Below are 15,595 nucleotides of genomic sequence, written 5' to 3'. Positions count from 1 at the left end.
ACCGCTTGCGGTGCCCGCAAACCCTGAGAGGAAAATCCGATGAGTGTAGAAAAAGTAGCTGTGGTGGTGGCCGGCGGCAGCGGCATGGGGGCGGCGGCGGCCAAGCGGCTGGCGGCGGACGGCTTCAAGATTGCCATTCTTTCCTCTTCGGGCAAGGGCGAGGCGCTGGCCAAGGAGCTTGGCGGGCTCGGCGTCACCGGCTCCAACCAGTCGAACGACGATCTGCAGCGCCTCGTCGACCTGACGCTGGAGCGCTATGGCCGTATCGACGTGCTGGTCAACAGCGGCGGCCACGGGCCGCGTGCGCCGATCCTCGAGATCACCGACGAGCAATGGCACACCGGCATGGACGTCTACCTCCTCAACGTCATCCGGCCGGTGCGCATCGTGGCGCCCCAGATGGTCAAGCAGAAGGGTGGGGCCATCATCAACATCTCGACGGCCTGGGTGGTCGAGCCGAGCCCGATGTTCCCGACGTCCGCCGTGTTCCGAGCCGGCGTTGCCGCCTACACCAAGATCTTCGCCAACACCTATGCCGCCGACAATGTGCGCATGAACAATGTGCTGCCCGGCTGGATCGACAGCCTGCCGGCCACCGAAGAACGCCGCGACAGCGTGCCGATGCAGCGCTACGGCACTTCGGAAGAGGTCGCCGCGACCATCGCCTTCCTGGCGTCGGAGGGCGCCGGCTACATCACCGGCCAGAACATCCGGGTCGACGGCGGCATTATACGCGCTATTTGAGGGCGTCGGCCGGGAGGGGATTCCGGCATCTCACCCCAAGGAGCAAATAATGCGGCTTTTGATACTCGGCACCGGCTGGATGGCGCAGGAACATGCCCGGCGCTTCAGCGCCATCGAGGGCGTCGACATTGTCGGCGCAGTCGATGTCGATCCGGCGCGGGTTGGCGAGTTCGCCGACAGCTTTGACATTCCCAACCGCTTTACCGCGCTGGAGGAGGCGCTGGCATGGGGCGAGTTCGACGCGGTGGCCAATGTCACGCCCGACCGCATCCACCACCCGACCACGATGGCGCTGATCGCCGCCGGCAAGCCGGTGCTGTGCGAAAAGCCGCTGGCCGAAAACTTCGGCAAGGCGACCGAGATGGCCGATGCCGCCGAGGCTGCCGGCATCGTCAACATGGTGAACCTCACCTATCGCAATGTGGCCGCGCTGCAGAAAGCGCGCCAGATGGTGCAAGCGGGCGAGATCGGCACCGTCAGGCATGTCGAGGCGTCCTATCTGCAGAGCTGGCTGGTGTCGAAATTCTGGGGCGACTGGCGCACCGATCCGAAATGGCTGTGGCGGCTGTCGCGCGGCCACGGTTCCAATGGCGTGCTCGGCGATGTCGGCATCCACATCCTCGATTTCGCCAGCTATGGCGCAGCCGTCGACATCGACCATGTCTTCTGCCGGCTGCGCGCCTTCGACAAGGCGCCCGGCAACCGCATCGGCGACTACGGACTCGACGCCAATGACAGCTTCGCCATGACGCTGGATTTTTCCAACGGCGCCTTCGGCGTGGTGCATGCCAGCCGCTGGGCAACAGGCCATCTCAACGAACTGCGTCTGCGCATCTATGGCGAGAAGGGCGGCATCGAAGTGGTGCACAATCTCGACGGTTCGACGCTCAAGGCATGCGTGGGGGAGAATGTCGAGAACGCCATATGGGAAGAGCTCGACCCCGGCACGGTGGAGACCAACTACCAGCGTTTCACTGACGCGGTGCGCACGGGCGTGCAGGCCGAACCGTCCTTCCGCCATGCGGCCGAATTGCAGAAGGTGCTGGATCTGGCCGTGGTGTCGGACGAGAAGCGGGCCGAGCTGAGAGCGAACGCGGAAACGCGGTGAGGGCTCGCACCTCGCGCCCATACCGCAGTAGCTGGAAGGGGCCGAGTTCTGTCAGATCCTCCTCTGGCCTGCCGGCCATCTCCCTCGCAAGGGGGGAGATCGGCAGCTTCAATTGCTGCGCCTGGTAAGTCATCAGTGCCCGCCTCCTGATCCGTGTCAGGTAGCTTCAGGGGCCGGTCACGAGCGAAAAAACCAGTTTCTGCAAATTCCCGCCATTGCCGAATTCGCTACGGTCGAAGTCGCGGCTTGCCTGCACCCGCGCCTTCGAGATCGCGTCGAGCCGCTTGACCACCTCGGCCCTGGTCTTGCTGCATTTGGGATCGTCGGCGACGGTCAGGCCGTCCGTCGCGGCTTGGATGTCGTGGACCATCTGGACCATGCTGGCGCCATGCACCTTCTCATGGGCGGCGACGCCGGCGATGAAGGTGTCCCAGTTCTTCTGGACGGCCGGCGGCAGGGAGCGGGAGGGTTTCGGCAAAGTGTAGGTGACGATCAGCTTCGGCCGCCCGGCCGTCAGCACGCAGTCCTTGCCGCTGGGCTTGTAATCCCTTAGCCCCCAGGTCAGCTTGAAATTGGTGTAGGCGATGGCGCGGGCAATGCCGAGCTTTGGCCCTTTCTCGCCGATCGAGCGGTAGAGTTCGGCGCCGGACTGGCCCGAGATCGCGTAGGGCTCGATCTTCTCGACCGGCTTCCACTCGGCATGAGCGGTGAGCGGCAAGGCCAACAGGGCGACAAAGGACAGACACAGGCGAACGCAGGCTCTCAATCCAACTCTCCGCGAAACAGGACCGGCTGCCGCAAGGGGCAATGCCATCGGATCGCTTTTTCCTATATGCTGGCGACGGGCGCTGCAAATGCCCTGGAGGCAGTCAATTGGGGGGAGCCATGAGAGTTGCACATCTCGTCGTCGCCGGTGCGGTAGCGGTCCTGCAGGCCGCGCAACCGGCGTTTGCCGCGTCGTGCGGCGGCTGGAGCGCCAGGATGGAGGAAGACGAGGGCGGCAGCGTGCTGACGGCCTCGGTCTGCGGCGGGCCGAAAGGCGATGCGTATCTGATGCTGACCTGTTTCGACACGCCGGTGCTGAGCTACGATCTCGGCGCCAACGGCCAGCAATTCGAGCCTGGCATCAGCGGTTCGTTCGCGTTCAAGGCCGACGGCAAGACGGTAACTAAGGCGCTGCAGCTGGAGGCCATGTACAACTACTTCGTGGTCAACCTGGCGAAAGCCGATCCGCTGCTCGACCTGTTGCGCGGCAAGGGCGATGTGTCGGTCGGTTCAGCCAAATATGGCGAGATCAGCTTTCCGCTGAAGGGTTCAAGCGCGGCCATCGGCAAGGTGCTGGCGCAGTGCGGCAAGGCCCAGCCCGCCGATGGGGATTGAGGACTTCGTCATCCGAGGGCCTCCGAGACGGAGCTGCGCTCCTGCTTCGCCCTAGGATTGTTTGAGCAGGATCAGGTAGTTTGGCGGCCGGGACTGCGGCCCATCACCCCACCCAGTCGTACCGTCGCGGCCATCAGTTCCTCGTCCGAAAACCCGGAAAAACCCAGCACCAGGCCTTGCCGGGACGCCCCGCCGATGAACATCGAGGACAAGGCCCTGGCGCCGACACCTGCCGCCTTCGCCGCCTCGACGATCGCCGTGTCCGGCCCGGCGTGCTTCAGCGTCGCCATCAAGTGCAGCCCCTGTTCGGGCACGATTACTTCGAGGGCATCGCCGCAATGCGTCTCGAGGCCGGCGACCAGCACGTCGCGCGCGGCTTGCACCCGGCGGCGCACGCGCCTGAGATGCGCGGCGAAATGGCCCTCGTTCAACAGGTCGGTCAGCGCGCCTTCGGCCAGCGTCGAGGGGAAGCGGTCGGAGCGCGCCCTGACCGCCATCACGGCATCGAGCAGCGCTTCGGGCACCACGACATAGCCGATGCGCAGGCCGGGGAAGAGGATTTTCGAGAAGGTGCCGAGATAGGCGACACGGCCCGAGCCGTCCATGCCCTGCAGCGAAGTCAGCGGCGGGCCGGCATAGCGGAACTCGCTGTCGTAGTCGTCCTCGATGATCCAGGCATCGTTGCGCCGCGCCCAGTCGAGCAAAGCGAGACGGCGGCGCATCGTCATCGTCACGCCGAGCGGATATTGATGCGAGGGCGTGACATAGGCCGCGCGCGCCTTGGAGCACAGGCTTTCGCCGATCTCGGGATCGAGCCCTTCCGCGTCGACGGGTACGCCAAAAACCGTGGCCCCGCTGCCGGCCAGCACGGCGTGCGCCATGGGATAGCAGGGGTTTTCGATCCAGACGGCATCGCCGGGACGAAGTGCTGCACGCACCAGGAGATCGAGCCCCTGCTGCGTGCCCGACGTCAGCACGATCTGGCCGGCGTCGCAGCGCACGCCGCGTGCGGTCCTGAGATAGGTGGCAATTGCCGTGCGCAGCGGCAGGCCGCCGCGCGGATCGCCATAGCGGAAATGCTCCGGTCCGGGGCGGGTGAGGTGGCGCGACAGAAGGATGCGAAACATATCAAGCGTGCGCGGATCGGAGACCGCAACGCCAAGGCCGCAAGGTAGCGACGCCGCGACCTCGATCTCCGCTGGACGCGGCTTGATCAGCGTCAGCGGCAGATGCGGCACATCAGGCGCGACGAAGGTGCCGGCGCCGACCTTGGCGACCGCAAACCCCTCCGAGATCAGCATTTCGAAACAGGCAACCGCCGCCGAACGCGACAGGCCGAAGCGCTGTGCGAGATCCCGGGTGGTCGGCAGTTTCGCCCCGGCGGCCAGCGCGCCGGTCTCGATCAGCCGCCTGAGCGCCGCATAGAGCTCGCGGCTGCGCGGGCCGTCGCCCGGCAGGACCGGGATCAGCGCCGACCAATCCGGAAAATTGGTCCGGTTTTTCTTCATAGGATTGGTTCTTTTATCGACCAATGTCATGGCGCATGGTTGGCAGACGACAACCAAGGATGCAAGCCGTGAACGACACGCCAGCCAGTTTTCCGACCACCAGCCGCAACCGCGTCAAGCGCCTGCACGAGCGCGGCAGCTATGACCATGCGGCAGTCTTCGCGGTGCTGGATGCCGGGCTGCTGTGCCATGTCGCCTATACGTTCGACGGCCAGCCCTATTGCACGCCGACCATCCACTGGCGCGAGGACGACATGCTGTACTGGCACGGCTCGTCGGCCAGCCGCATGCTGCGCAATCTGCGCGGCGGCACGCCGGCCTGTCTCACGGTGTCGCATCTCGACGGGCTGGTGCTGGCGCGCTCGGGCTTCAACCATTCGGCCAACTATCGCTCGGCGATGTGTTTCGGCACGGCGCGAATCGTCGACGAGCCGCAGGAGAAACTGAAGGCGCTGGCCGGCGTCGTCGACCGTTTCTATCCCGGCCGGAGCGAGACCCTGAGGCCGATCTCGGCGCAGGAGGCCAAGGCGACGACGGTGATCGGCATGCGTATTGAAGAGGCATCGGCGAAGGTGCGCGCCAAGGGCGTCGGCGACGACGAGGAGGATTACGGGCATCCGGTTTGGGCCGGCGTCATCCCGGTGCGGATGGTGGTCGGCGCCGCCGAGCCGTGTCCGAGGCTGCTGCCTGACATGGAGCGGCCGCGGAACCTGGCTGGATATGCCGAGGGCGCGCGGCTCGATGAGGCGCTGACGCAGGCGCAGCGGGTTTATGAGGGCGAAGTTTAGCCCGCGCCTAGTGGGAGCGTATTCAAATCTTGCCGCTGCCGCCGCCTCGCGATATCTCGACACCATGATCACCTTCCGCCGTGCGCAAGCCTCCGACCTGCCTGATATCGTGGCCATGCTGGCCGACGACCCGCTTGGCGCCGGCCGCGAGGACGCTTCCTTGCCACTGGCGCAAGGTTATGTCGATGCCTTGAACGCCATCGACGCCGATCCCAATCAACTGCTGGCGGTGGCCGTGGATGGCGGCGAGGTGGTCGGCACCTTGCAGATATCTTTCCTTGCCGGGCTCTCGCGCAAGGGCGCGTGGCGCGGCCAGATCGAGGCGGTTCGGGTCGCCGGCCACAGGCGCTCGGACGGCATCGGCAGGCAGATGATCGAATGGGCGATCGACGCGTGCCGGGCGCGCGGCTGCAGCCTCGTCCAACTGACCACCGACAAGGGGCGGGCGGACGCGCATCGTTTTTACGAAAGCCTCGGCTTCACCGGCAGCCATCTCGGCTACAAGAAGAGCCTTTAGGCGGTCGGAAAACGCTGCAACACTTTTGTGGAACTGCTCGCGGCGTTCGAGCAGTGCGCCAGCGCTGGCGCATTCGGGAAACCGTTCAGGCACACTTCAATTCGCGGCCAAGAGGGGATATAGGTCAGTCAAGTTGACCTATATTGCAGCGTCCGGGGAGGCGTGCCGTGACCCTTATGAACCTGTTGGCTTCGCGCTCGTCGCGCATGAAAGCGTCCGAAATCCGCGAGCTGCTGAAGCTGCTCGACCAGCCGGACATCATCTCGTTTGCCGGCGGTATTCCCGATCCGGCGCTGTTCCCAGCCGAGGCGATCCGCGACGCCTATGCCGATGTGCTGGGTGGCGCCGAGGCGGGCGCTGCGCTGCAGTACCAGGTCTCGGAAGGCTATCTGCCGTTGCGGCGCTGGCTCGCCGGGCAGATGGGCAAGCTCGGCGTCGCCTGCGACGAGGCCAACATCTTCATCACCTCCGGCTCGCAGCAGGCGCTGGATTATCTCGGCAAGCTGTTCCTGTCGCCGGGCGACACCGCGCTGGTGACGTGGCCGACCTATCTCGGCGCGCTGCAGGCTTTCAACGCCTATGAGCCGCGCTACGACCGGCTGACCCCGGCCGGCGGCAACATGACGCCCGATGCCTATCGCGCGGCGGCGGCCGCCAATGGCGGCAAGGCCAAATTCGCCTATCTGGTGCCGGATTTCGCCAACCCGACCGGCAACACGCTGAACCGTGAGCAGCGCGAGGCGGTGCTCGACCTTGCCGGCGAACTCGACATCGCCGTCCTCGAGGATGCCGCTTACCGCGCGCTGCGCTATGACGGCGAGGGCGAGCCGCCGATCCTGGCGCTCGATTGTGCCCGGTCCGGCGGCATCGACAAGGCGCGCACGCTCTATTGCGGCTCGTTCTCGAAGATCCTGTCGCCGGGCATGCGGGTCGGCTGGGTGTGCGCGGCGCGCCACATTGTCGAGAAGCTGGTGCTGATGAAGCAGGCTTCGGACCTGCACAGCCCGTCGATCAACCAGGTGGTGATGCATCGCGTCGCCGAAGCCGTGTTCGAAGGCCACGTGGAAAAACTCATCGACGCCTATCGCGAGCGCCGCGACGGGCTGCTCTCGGCACTGGAAGCCCACATGCCCGAAGGCGTGACCTGGAGCCGCCCGGAAGGCGGCATGTTCGTCTGGGTGACACTGCCGGAAGGGGCCGACGCCACCGAGCTTCTGGCTCGGTCGGTGAAGGAAGCGCGGGTCGCCTTCGTGCCGGGCAACGCCTTTTATGCCGATGGCACCGGGCGCAACACGCTGCGGCTGTCCTTCACGCTCGCCGACCGGCGCGCGGTGAGCGAAGGCATTCCAAGGCTAGCCGCCATCCTGAAGGGATAGGCCGGCGCTGGAAGCCGGCTTTTCCTCCGCCGTTACAGTCACCAGCCGCTCAAGCTTTGAAAGCCTGGTGCGAGCGAGCTTGCGGACCGGCCTTTCGAAACCTTCTTCGCCGTTTTCGACGACGAAGACCAAGGTCATGAAATCGAGCATGAATTCGTCGATGGCTGCCGCGACCTCGCGCGACCTGCCCTTGAACCGGCGCAGCAGAGCGGTTGCTTCCTCGATATCGTCGACACCGGCGCTGTCGACCAGCGCTTCGAGCCTCTGAAAACAATCCAATCGCAATTCCTCCCACCGCGCCACCAAACCCGGTTGCGAGCGGAAAGTTCCAAACTGTGAGTGGTCTCGCGAAGAAATCGCCTCCACTGCTTGAATTCCGCGGACGGGCCATCGGCAATTTTTTTGTTCGGGTGGAACCTCCGCGGCCAACAAAGGTTCTTACCAGGTCTGATCCCCCCTCAGACCCCTGAAGGCTAGACATGCTTTCCAAAGGCCCGCCGGATCCCCTCCCGGCGGGCCCTTTGTCTGCTGGGAAATATCCGCATTGACGACGCCCTATCCCAACCTAAATTCGAACCCACACGAGGAGGCGTTTTCATGGAAACCCAGGAATTGCATCGCGGCCGGCTCATCGACCACATCCAACTGGTGGTCAGAAACCTCCCGGCCAGCCGGCGTTTCTACGAGGCGGTCCTGCAGGCGCTCGATGTCCCGATCGGAGGTAGCGGCGCCGACTTTTTCTGGGCCGACGAGCTGTTTGTCTCCACTGCCGACAGCCGGGCCGCACAGGGAAAACTCACCGGCCGCCATCACCTGGCTTTCCAGGCAAGGGACCACGCCATGGTCGACGGCTTCTACAAGGCCGGGCTGGCGGCCGGCGGCACGGACAATGGCGCGCCGGGCGAACGGCCCTATCACCCCGGCTATTACGCCGCCTTCCTGCTCGATCCGGACGGCAACAACATCGAGGCCGTCCATCACGGCCCGCATAGCCGCAGCGCCGCTTCGGTGAAGATCACCTTCTAAGCTGCCGATATTCAGCCGGCCGGGATCGCGGACGCATGGGCGATGCTGGAGAGAGGCTGCCTTGCGTTGCCAGATCGGTGGCCCCGATGCTAACCGTGCAAATGGCGGGTGGGAATCGGTCCCGAAGCAACGTCCGCCACAAATTTTCAATAAAACTCCCCTTACCCCCCCGTGGAGATATTTTTTTATGCAAAACCCAGCAAGGGCGATCTGTGCCGCCACGCTTCTATTTGCGATCGGGGCCGTTGGCCTCACAAGTATATCATCCTTTGCTTATATTTCATCGGCGCAGGCCCAGGAGGAATATCTGCCGACCGAGAAGGATTTTGTCGGCAAATGGAAACTCAACGGCGGAGCCATCCGGCCGCCGCGCGATATGAAGGATACGCCGACACCGGAACAGGAAGCGGCCGCCAGTGAGTTCCAGCAGACGGTGACCGCGTTTTACGGGGCGTTCGATTATCTGGAGATCACGGCGGACGGCCGCTACAATTTTCACCAGCCCGGGGATCCGACGTCGGGGCCTTGCGTCTGGTGCGGAACCTGGTCGTTCAGCAAGAGTTCGGCGTGGCTCGAGCTGGATACGGCGCCCCGGCTGGATATCTACGCCAAGGACGGCGACATGCAGATGACCTACACTGTCGAACCCTACGAAAAATCGAAATATGCGTGGCTGGTTTTCGGCTGGGCGAAGGCCGAGTAGGCGGCGCGCAGCATTCACCACGTTCGTCATCCTCGGGTCTCCGCGACGGAGCTTCGCTCCTGCTCCGCCTGTGGATGACGAAGGCGGGAGAGGCTTCCGCTAACCCCGGATGTCAACGATGGTTGACCGAAACGGAAGATGACATCTTCTGGGTCGCGCCACTGAATGTCACGGCTTTTCATCCATCTCGTATCCTCGTATACGAGATGGAACCAGCCGACCGAGGAGACCGCATGAGCCCGCCGCCTGAAACCGTGCCGTTTTTCAGCCAGTGGGAAACGCCTGACATGACGCTGGACGTGCTCGCCGACGGCGCGGATGTTGCGCTCAGGCGCGATCCGCTGTGGAGGCGATCCGGGGCGGAGACCCTCGATGAATACGCAATCTGGGCCGCCAACATCTGCGGCATGGCCTGCCTTAAGATGATCCTGGCCAGCCGCGGCGAGATCGTGCCGACGATCGAACTTGCCAGGCGCTGCACCTTATATGGCGGCTATGTCGTCAATGAGGGATCGATCAAGGGGCTGATCTACGCGCCCTTCGTCAGCTTCGTGAAGGAAGCTTTCGGCCTGCGCGCCGAGGTGATGACCAATGTCGCCACATCAGACATTCCGGCGATCATGCAGCGGACGCGCTTCTTCATCGCGTCGGTCAGCAGCTCGATCCGCTGGCCCGAGCGCGAGCCGCCCTCGAAGGGCGGCCATCTGGTGCTGATCACCGCGGCATCCGACGAAGGTTTCCGCTTTCACAACCCGTCCGGCCATGAGCCCGCCACACAGGCAGACGCAGTGTTGTCACCGGCCGATTTCGACCGCTTCTTTGCCAATCGCGGCATTGCCGTCGCCATTTGATTTTTTGACAGTCGAGGGATTTCGATGACCGACAAGACAAGAGTGGCCATCCTCTATGGCGGGCGTTCGGCCGAGCACGACGTGTCGCGCCTTTCGGCCGCCAATGTGCTGAAGGCGATCGACCGCACGCGCTACGATATCGTGCCGATCGCCATTTCGCGAGGCGGCAGGTGGCTGCTGCAACAACTCGATCGCGCCGCGGCGATCGGCGATGAGGCGGCAGGGGCGCCGGCCCCCGAAGACGGCCCGGAGGTTGCTTTGTTGCCCGGCGGCAAGGGCCGGCTGGTTGCGGTGTCGCGGGATGGTACGCAGCCTGAGCTGCCCCCCATCGACGTCGTGTTCCCGGTGCTGCACGGGCCGTTCGGCGAGGACGGCTCGGTGCAGGGCTATGCCGAGGTCGCCGATGTCGCCTATGTCGGCTGCGGCATTCTCGCCTCGGCCGCCGCCATGGACAAGGACGTCGCCAAGCGGCTGATGCGCGAGGCGGGACTGGCGGTTGCCCGCTCCGTCACCGTGCATCGAAACGGCAAACATTCCTTCCAGGAGATTGCCGGGACGCTCGGCCTGCCTTTCTTCGCCAAGCCGGCGCGCCAGGGCTCGTCCTTCGGGGTCAGCAAGGTGAATGACAGGGACGGCTTCGAGCAGGCCATCGACACGGCTTTCCGCTACGATGGCAAAGTGTTGATCGAGGAATTCGTCGAGGGCCGCGAGATCGAGTTCTCGGTGCTGGAGCGCGCCGACGGGTCGCTGACGGTGTCGCTGCCCGGCGAGATCATTCCGGCCGGCAAGCACGGCTTCTACACCTATGAGGCCAAATATCTCGATGCCGACGGCGCGCTGGTCAAGGTGCCCGCCGATGTCCCGGCCGATGTGGCCGAAAAGGCCAGGGATATGGCGCGGCAGGCGTTCCAGGCGCTTGGCTGCGAAGCCATGGCGCGCGTCGATTTCTTCCTGCGCGCCGACGGCAGCCTGCTTGTCAACGAGGTCAACACCATTCCCGGCTTCACCGACATCTCGATGTATGCCAAGGCGCTTGCCGCCTCAGGCATCGGCTACAGCCAGACCATCGACGTGCTGATCGAGCACGCGCTGGCCAGGCATGCGGCGCGCTGATCCGATCGGGCGAGCCTGACTTCCATTTAGCCCTTCGGGAGCGGCCGGTGCGGGCCGGATCATTGCCTGTGAGCGAGGCGTATTTCATCGTTGGCTAAAGTTGCACGTCCGCTCTATATGCCCGATCATGGCATTTGGCAGGGAGGCATCACGTGGCCAATCGTCGAAACGGCACGGCGTCTCCGGCTGATGGGCTGGGGGACGCCCTTTCAGCGGCCGCGCCCCATCCGCGAACCTCTTTGCCCAATGTGGCGGCCATCGTCACGACAGTGGCGGCACTGTATTTCGGGCGCGAGGTTTTCCTGCCGATCGCCATCGCGCTGCTGCTGACCTTCGCACTGGCGCCGCTTGTCGCAGCGCTAAAAAAGGTCGGCATTCCCCGGATTGCCGCCGTCATCGCCAGCGTGCTCGGCGCCTTCGCGGCGCTTGGCCTGTTCTCCTTCATCGTCGCCACGCAGGTCAGCGAACTGGCGCAGAACATCCCGGTCTACCAGACCAACATCCTGACCAAGATCCGCTCGCTCAAGGAAACCGGGGTCGGCGGCGGGATCCTTGCCAGACTGAGCAAGGTGGTCGAGCGGGTCGGCCAGGAGATCGACAGGCAAGACCCCTCGCTGCCGGCCGCCGCCCCGGAAAAGGCGCCGCGCGAGCCGGTGCCGGTCGAGATCGTCGCGCACGAAAGGCCGCTTCAGGTCCTGCAGAATGTCGTCGGGCCGCTGATCAGCCCGCTTGGGTCGGCAGGGCTGATCATTGTCGTCGTCATCTTCATGCTGCTCGAGCGGGAGGATCTGCGCGACCGCTTCATCCGGCTTGTCGGCTACGGCGACCTCCACCGCACCACCGAGGCGCTTCAGGATGCCGCCAAGCGGGTGGGCCGCTATCTCTTGATGCAATTGGTCGTCAACATCGTCTACGCCATACCGATCGCGATCGGGCTCTGGGCCCTCGGTATTCCCAATGCGCTGCTGTGGGGGCTGCTGGCCCTGGCGCTGCGTTTCGTTCCCTATATCGGCCCGATCATAGGCATGCTTTTGCCGCTGTTCCTGGCGCTGGCCGTGGCACCGGGCTGGTCGCTCGTGCTGTGGACCGCCGCCCTGTTCGTGGTGATGGAACTGATCACCGGCAATGTCATCGAACCCTGGCTCTACGGTTCGCGAACGGGACTGTCGCCGCTGGCGATCATCGTCGCGGCGATTTTCTGGACGTGGCTCTGGGGGCCGCTCGGGCTGATCCTGTCGACGCCGCTCACTGTCTGCCTGGTGGTGCTGGGCAGGCACGTGCCGCAGTTTGAATTCCTGGACGTGCTGTTCGGCAACGAGCCCGTGCTCGAACCCCATGCGCGCCTGTACCAGCGGCTGCTGGCCGGCGATCCGGAAGAAGCCACCGATCATGCCGAGGAGATGCTGGAGGAGAAATATCTGGTCGAATTCTATGACAAGGTTGCCATTCCGGCGCTTCTGCTGGGCGAACAGGACCGTGTGCGCGGCGTCATGGGCGATTTGCAAAGGCGGCAGGTGGCGGCCAGTGCCCTGATGCTGGTCGCCAATCTCGACGACAGCGCGCAGGAGGAGGCAGGCGAGGAGGAGGGGCCGCCCGTGGCCGCAGAGGCGAGCGACGATGACGATCCCGGCGGGGAGGACGAGACCGAACTGCCCGACGGCACGGATATGTCCGTACTTTGCGCCGGGGGGCGTGGCGAGCTCGACGACGCCGCTGCCGCGATGCTGGCGCAGGTGCTGGAGGTCCAGGGCGCGACGGTGTCGAAAGCCAGCTTTGCCGATATGGAACCCGCCGGCATTCGCCGCCTTGAGCTCGAAACCGTCGACACCGTCGTGGTCGGATTCCTGAACCGGGATTCCATCAAGCACGCCCGCTTTCTGGTCCGCCGGCTGAAGCGTGCGAAGGCCGCACTTCGGGTGGGAATCGTGTTCTGGTCGGAGGCCGACAGCGAGGACAAGGAGACGGCGGGCAAACTGGCGCGTGACATGAACGCGGATTTCGTGGCGCATGGCATGGTCGACGCCGTGCTGGGCGCGCTGTCAAACGAGCCGCCGGTCGCGCTCAAGCTTGTCGCCAAACGGCGCATGCGGCGACAGCGGGCCGCGTCCAAGAAGGTTACCGCGGCAGCGGCGGGTTGACCGAAATCGGCTGAAGGCCCATGGAACAAGGCGACCCTCCGCGCGGCCTTACGGATTAGTTACCCGTCGGCGGTGAGAAATGCTCGAAATTCGCCCAGCCCAGGAAGCCGACCGGTCGGCGATCGTGCAACTGTGGCATCAGGGCTGGCATGATGCCCATGCGCATCTGGTTCCAGCCGAAATCCTGGCGTACCGAACGCCGGCGCATTTTGCGCTGTGGCTGGAGCAATCCACCGATGCCTTCCATGTGGCGGCTGCCGATGGATTGCTTGGCTTCGTCTCGATAAACGGGCGGAGCTGGTCAAACTCTATGTAAGCCCGCAAGCACGGGGAAGCGGAACCGCCCGCGATCTGCTGTCTTATGCCGAGCATCTCTTGTGCGAACAGGGCGTGGCGGAGGCCGAGCTTTTCTGCACGGCGGGAAATGTCCGCGCGCAGAGATTTTATGCCCGCGAAGGGTGGCGCTTGAGCCGCAGCTTCGAAGACGCACTTTGGCTGCCGGATGATGTCGCCGGCAGGTTCACCGTGGAAACCCACTGCTATCGGAAGCATCTGGGCTTTCGTTAGCATCACTATTCGGAACGACCTTGGCGAGATTATCGCGGACGCTGAAGCAGGCGCCCCCTACCGGTCGACCATCGCCATGCCCCGCTCGGTGTAGCGCGGGCCGGAGATTTTTCCCGGCGCGAGCGCTTCGTCGAGCGCGGCCATCTCGGCGGCATCGAGTTTGATCGCGGCGCCGGCGACGTTCTCTTCCAGGTATTTTCTGCGCTTGGTGCCGGGGATCGGCACGATGTCGATGCCAAAGCCGTCGCCCTTCGCCAGCAGCCAGGCCAGCGCGACCTGGCCGGGCTTGACGCCGCGGGCAGCGGCGATGTCGCTCACCTTGGCGGCCGCCTCGACATTGGCGTCGTAGTTTTCGCCCTGGTAGCGCGGGTCGTTGCGGCGATAATCGCCGTCGGGATAGTCTTCCGCACGCTTGACCTGGCCGGTGAGAAACCCTCGGCCGAGCGGCGAGAACGGCACCAGGCCGATGCCGAGTTCGCCAAGCAGCGGGATGATCTCCGGCTCCAGATTGCGCTCCCACAGCGAATACTCGCTCTGCAACGCCGACACCGCATGCACGGCATGCGCCCGGCGGATGTTGGCTGCACCCGCTTCCGACAGGCCGAAGAAGCGCACCTTGCCTTGCGCGACGAGTTCGCCGACGGCGCCCGCGACATCCTCCATCGGCACCGCCGGGTCGACGCGGTGCTGGTAGAGCAGGTCGATACGGTCGGTTCCGAGGCGGCCGAGCGAGGCTTCCACCGCCTCTCGAATGTGTTCGGGCCGGCTGTCGGTTCCGGTCTGCTTGCCGTTTTCGATGCGGAAGCCAAATTTCGTGGCGATCGTCACCTGGTCGCGCTTGCCCTTCAATGCCCGGCCGAGCAGGGCTTCGTTGTCGTAAGGGCCATAGACTTCGGCGGTGTCGAGGAAGGTGCAGCCGAGGTCGATGGCACGGTGCAGCGTGGCGATGGATTCGGCCTCGTCGGCCGGGCCATAGGACTGGCTCATGCCCATGCAGCCGAGGCCGATAGCCGAGACCTGCAGCCCCTGGCTGCCGAGCTTGCGTGTTTTCAGGGTCATGGCAGGCGTTCTCCGGAGGGGGCGCAGCGATTATAGCGTCAGCAGGTTCAATCGATACGCCTATTCGATCACGATGTGGCTATTCGATAAGGATGTGGCTATTCGATCAGGATGTGGGCTTCGCGCGCTGCTTCGACGAGCGCCGCCCTGGCGACGTCGGGGGCAACATCGCCGCTCGTCGCCCGCTGGCAGGCGCGCAGTGCGGACCGATGCTTCGGGCTGCCTGCGTCACGCCAATGTGTGGTGAGCAAATCAATGGCCTGCTGTGTGTTGGACAGATGATGGATGGAACCGGTGACGCCGACCGAAACCGCCACAGGTTTGGAGAACCATGCCGTTTGCATTGGAACCACCTCAATTGGGCTGAAGCAATAAACGCTTATGGCCGCTCAAGGTTTCGTCGCTACCAATCAATCTGGCGTGATAGATTGCCGATACCCCCAGCGGCATTGGGCCCCACATTGTCCGCGGGGCTCACATGTTCGAGGCGACGTCGCGGGTGGGCGGTGTTTTGGGTTTGTGGGCGGCGCGTTGCCGCGTCGCCTGGTGGGCAGGGCGGGGTTTGACCGTGTTCACGGTCGTGGGCGCCTGCGCCTTGCGGCGCTTGAGCCAGTTGGCTGACAGTTCGGCAAGGAGACTGCGCAAGTCTTTCACGACGTCCTCCTCTTGTAGGGCGACAAGGTAATTGCCGTCGCCCCAACTTGTTCCACCGCAAAC

19 protein-coding genes are annotated in these 15,595 nt (G+C 64.6%); 12 read left to right on the top strand and 7 right to left on the bottom strand.

Annotated features, from left to right (window positions below; translation table 11 throughout):
• Positions 1-39: 39 nt before the first annotated feature.
• Both EN955_RS13650 and EN955_RS13645 read left to right on the top strand, forming a co-directional pair.
• Entirely contained in the window at positions 40-744 is a 705-nt protein-coding gene (locus EN955_RS13650; RefSeq protein ID WP_024501629.1) for an SDR family oxidoreductase, read from the top strand.
• Positions 745-793: 49 nt separating this feature from the next.
• Positions 794-1,852, top strand: coding sequence for a Gfo/Idh/MocA family oxidoreductase (locus EN955_RS13645; RefSeq protein WP_024501628.1), 1,059 nt, complete (start codon positions 794-796; stop codon positions 1,850-1,852).
• Between the two features lie 166 nt (positions 1,853-2,018).
• On the opposite strand, the gene EN955_RS13640 is transcribed toward EN955_RS13645, so the two are convergent.
• Entirely contained in the window at positions 2,019-2,618 is a 600-nt protein-coding gene (locus EN955_RS13640) for a DUF922 domain-containing Zn-dependent protease (protein ID WP_024501627.1), read from the bottom strand.
• Between the two features lie 119 nt (positions 2,619-2,737).
• Here EN955_RS13640 and EN955_RS13635 point away from each other — a divergent pair, with 119 nt between their 5' ends.
• Positions 2,738-3,232: a hypothetical protein gene (locus tag EN955_RS13635; RefSeq protein WP_024501626.1), complete on the top strand. Its 495-nt coding sequence runs from the start codon at positions 2,738-2,740 to the stop codon at positions 3,230-3,232.
• Between the two features lie 71 nt (positions 3,233-3,303).
• Here the strand turns inward: EN955_RS13635 and EN955_RS13630 are convergent, their stop codons facing one another.
• On the bottom strand, positions 3,304-4,740 hold the full coding sequence (locus EN955_RS13630) for a PLP-dependent aminotransferase family protein (RefSeq protein WP_024501625.1): 1,437 nt from the start codon (positions 4,738-4,740) through the stop codon (positions 3,304-3,306).
• 35 nt (positions 4,741-4,775) lie between these two features.
• Here EN955_RS13630 and EN955_RS13625 point away from each other — a divergent pair, with 35 nt between their 5' ends.
• The 3 genes from EN955_RS13625 to EN955_RS13615 all read left to right on the top strand — a co-directional run bounded on the left by EN955_RS13625 (position 4,776) and on the right by EN955_RS13615 (position 7,421).
• A complete protein-coding gene (locus tag EN955_RS13625; protein ID WP_024501624.1) occupies positions 4,776-5,528 on the top strand; it encodes a pyridoxamine 5'-phosphate oxidase family protein in 753 nt (250 codons plus the stop codon).
• A gap of 64 nt (positions 5,529-5,592) precedes the next feature.
• The gene (locus EN955_RS13620; protein ID WP_024501623.1) at positions 5,593-6,045 is read left to right on the top strand and encodes a GNAT family N-acetyltransferase; all 453 of its coding nucleotides are present in this window, start codon (positions 5,593-5,595) and stop codon (positions 6,043-6,045) included.
• Positions 6,046-6,221: 176 nt separating this feature from the next.
• Positions 6,222-7,421: a PLP-dependent aminotransferase family protein gene (locus EN955_RS13615; protein WP_032898604.1), complete on the top strand. Its 1,200-nt coding sequence runs from the start codon at positions 6,222-6,224 to the stop codon at positions 7,419-7,421.
• Here the strand turns inward: EN955_RS13615 and EN955_RS13610 are convergent.
• Positions 7,398-7,700: a hypothetical protein gene (locus EN955_RS13610; RefSeq protein WP_224621166.1), complete on the bottom strand. Its 303-nt coding sequence runs from the start codon at positions 7,698-7,700 to the stop codon at positions 7,398-7,400. The two genes, EN955_RS13615 and EN955_RS13610, sit on opposite strands and share 24 nt — an antisense overlap.
• Positions 7,701-8,018: 318 nt before the next feature.
• On the opposite strand from EN955_RS13610, the gene EN955_RS13605 reads away from it, so the two are divergent.
• The 5 genes from EN955_RS13605 (at position 8,019) to EN955_RS13585 (ending at position 13,252) form a co-directional block, all read left to right on the top strand.
• Complete coding sequence (locus EN955_RS13605) at positions 8,019-8,447, top strand: VOC family protein (RefSeq protein WP_024501620.1); 429 nt, start codon at positions 8,019-8,021, stop codon at positions 8,445-8,447.
• Positions 8,448-8,634: 187 nt separating this feature from the next.
• On the top strand, positions 8,635-9,150 hold the full coding sequence (locus tag EN955_RS13600) for a hypothetical protein (RefSeq protein WP_024501619.1): 516 nt from the start codon (positions 8,635-8,637) through the stop codon (positions 9,148-9,150).
• Between the two features lie 233 nt (positions 9,151-9,383).
• On the top strand, positions 9,384-10,001 hold the full coding sequence (locus EN955_RS13595) for a C39 family peptidase (RefSeq protein ID WP_024501618.1): 618 nt from the start codon (positions 9,384-9,386) through the stop codon (positions 9,999-10,001).
• Positions 10,002-10,025: 24 nt separating this feature from the next.
• Positions 10,026-11,114, top strand: coding sequence for a D-alanine--D-alanine ligase family protein (locus EN955_RS13590; RefSeq protein ID WP_024501617.1), 1,089 nt, complete (start codon positions 10,026-10,028; stop codon positions 11,112-11,114).
• 152 nt (positions 11,115-11,266) lie between these two features.
• Positions 11,267-13,252: an AI-2E family transporter gene (locus EN955_RS13585; RefSeq protein ID WP_024501616.1), complete on the top strand. Its 1,986-nt coding sequence runs from the start codon at positions 11,267-11,269 to the stop codon at positions 13,250-13,252.
• Between the two features lie 55 nt (positions 13,253-13,307).
• Here the strand turns inward: EN955_RS13585 and EN955_RS35350 are convergent, their stop codons facing one another.
• Positions 13,308-13,499 (bottom strand): hypothetical protein, encoded by a 192-nt coding sequence (locus EN955_RS35350; protein ID WP_245265293.1) that lies wholly within the window; start codon positions 13,497-13,499, stop codon positions 13,308-13,310.
• Between EN955_RS35350 and EN955_RS13580 the strand changes: the two genes are divergently transcribed.
• Positions 13,469-13,819 carry a GNAT family N-acetyltransferase gene (locus EN955_RS13580; protein WP_245265285.1) on the top strand — a complete coding sequence of 117 codons (351 nt, stop codon included), beginning with the start codon at positions 13,469-13,471 and terminating at the stop codon, positions 13,817-13,819. The two genes, EN955_RS35350 and EN955_RS13580, sit on opposite strands and share 31 nt — an antisense overlap.
• 57 nt (positions 13,820-13,876) lie before the next feature.
• Here the strand turns inward: EN955_RS13580 and EN955_RS13575 are convergent, their stop codons facing one another.
• The 3 genes from EN955_RS13575 to EN955_RS34775 all read right to left on the bottom strand — a co-directional run bounded on the left by EN955_RS13575 (position 13,877) and on the right by EN955_RS34775 (position 15,532).
• A complete protein-coding gene (locus EN955_RS13575; protein ID WP_024501615.1) occupies positions 13,877-14,878 on the bottom strand; it encodes an aldo/keto reductase in 1,002 nt (333 codons plus the stop codon).
• Positions 14,879-14,976: 98 nt separating this feature from the next.
• A complete protein-coding gene (locus EN955_RS13570; RefSeq protein ID WP_013530762.1) occupies positions 14,977-15,222 on the bottom strand; it encodes a DUF982 domain-containing protein in 246 nt (81 codons plus the stop codon).
• A gap of 130 nt (positions 15,223-15,352) precedes the next feature.
• Positions 15,353-15,532 (bottom strand): hypothetical protein, encoded by a 180-nt coding sequence (locus EN955_RS34775; RefSeq protein WP_024501614.1) that lies wholly within the window; start codon positions 15,530-15,532, stop codon positions 15,353-15,355.
• Between the last annotated feature and the right edge of the window lie 63 nt (positions 15,533-15,595).

The organism is Mesorhizobium sp. M7A.F.Ca.CA.001.04.2.1 (assembly GCF_003998485.1).
GTDB classification, from domain to species: Bacteria; Pseudomonadota; Alphaproteobacteria; order Rhizobiales; family Rhizobiaceae; genus Mesorhizobium; species Mesorhizobium ciceri.
The sequence above is the reverse complement of the archived record's forward strand: the minus strand, read 5'-3'. Positions and strand labels throughout refer to the sequence as shown.

Coding starts and splice junctions, on each gene's coding strand:
- EN955_RS13650 (WP_024501629.1), top strand. CDS start 40: ATGAGTGTAGAAAAAGTAGCTGTGGTGGTGGCCGGCGGCAGCGGCATG.
- EN955_RS13645 (WP_024501628.1), top strand. CDS start 794: ATGCGGCTTTTGATACTCGGCACCGGCTGGATGGCGCAGGAACATGCC.
- EN955_RS13635 (WP_024501626.1), top strand. CDS start 2,738: ATGAGAGTTGCACATCTCGTCGTCGCCGGTGCGGTAGCGGTCCTGCAG.
- EN955_RS13630 (WP_024501625.1), bottom strand. CDS start 4,740: ATGAAGAAAAACCGGACCAATTTTCCGGATTGGTCGGCGCTGATCCCG.
- EN955_RS13625 (WP_024501624.1), top strand. CDS start 4,776: ATGGTTGGCAGACGACAACCAAGGATGCAAGCCGTGAACGACACGCCA.
- EN955_RS13620 (WP_024501623.1), top strand. CDS start 5,593: ATGATCACCTTCCGCCGTGCGCAAGCCTCCGACCTGCCTGATATCGTG.
- EN955_RS13615 (WP_032898604.1), top strand. CDS start 6,222: ATGAACCTGTTGGCTTCGCGCTCGTCGCGCATGAAAGCGTCCGAAATC.
- EN955_RS13605 (WP_024501620.1), top strand. CDS start 8,019: ATGGAAACCCAGGAATTGCATCGCGGCCGGCTCATCGACCACATCCAA.
- EN955_RS13600 (WP_024501619.1), top strand. CDS start 8,635: ATGCAAAACCCAGCAAGGGCGATCTGTGCCGCCACGCTTCTATTTGCG.
- EN955_RS13595 (WP_024501618.1), top strand. CDS start 9,384: ATGAGCCCGCCGCCTGAAACCGTGCCGTTTTTCAGCCAGTGGGAAACG.
- EN955_RS13590 (WP_024501617.1), top strand. CDS start 10,026: ATGACCGACAAGACAAGAGTGGCCATCCTCTATGGCGGGCGTTCGGCC.
- EN955_RS35350 (WP_245265293.1), bottom strand. CDS start 13,499: ATGGAAGGCATCGGTGGATTGCTCCAGCCACAGCGCAAAATGCGCCGG.
- EN955_RS13575 (WP_024501615.1), bottom strand. CDS start 14,878: ATGACCCTGAAAACACGCAAGCTCGGCAGCCAGGGGCTGCAGGTCTCG.
- EN955_RS13570 (WP_013530762.1), bottom strand. CDS start 15,222: ATGCAAACGGCATGGTTCTCCAAACCTGTGGCGGTTTCGGTCGGCGTC.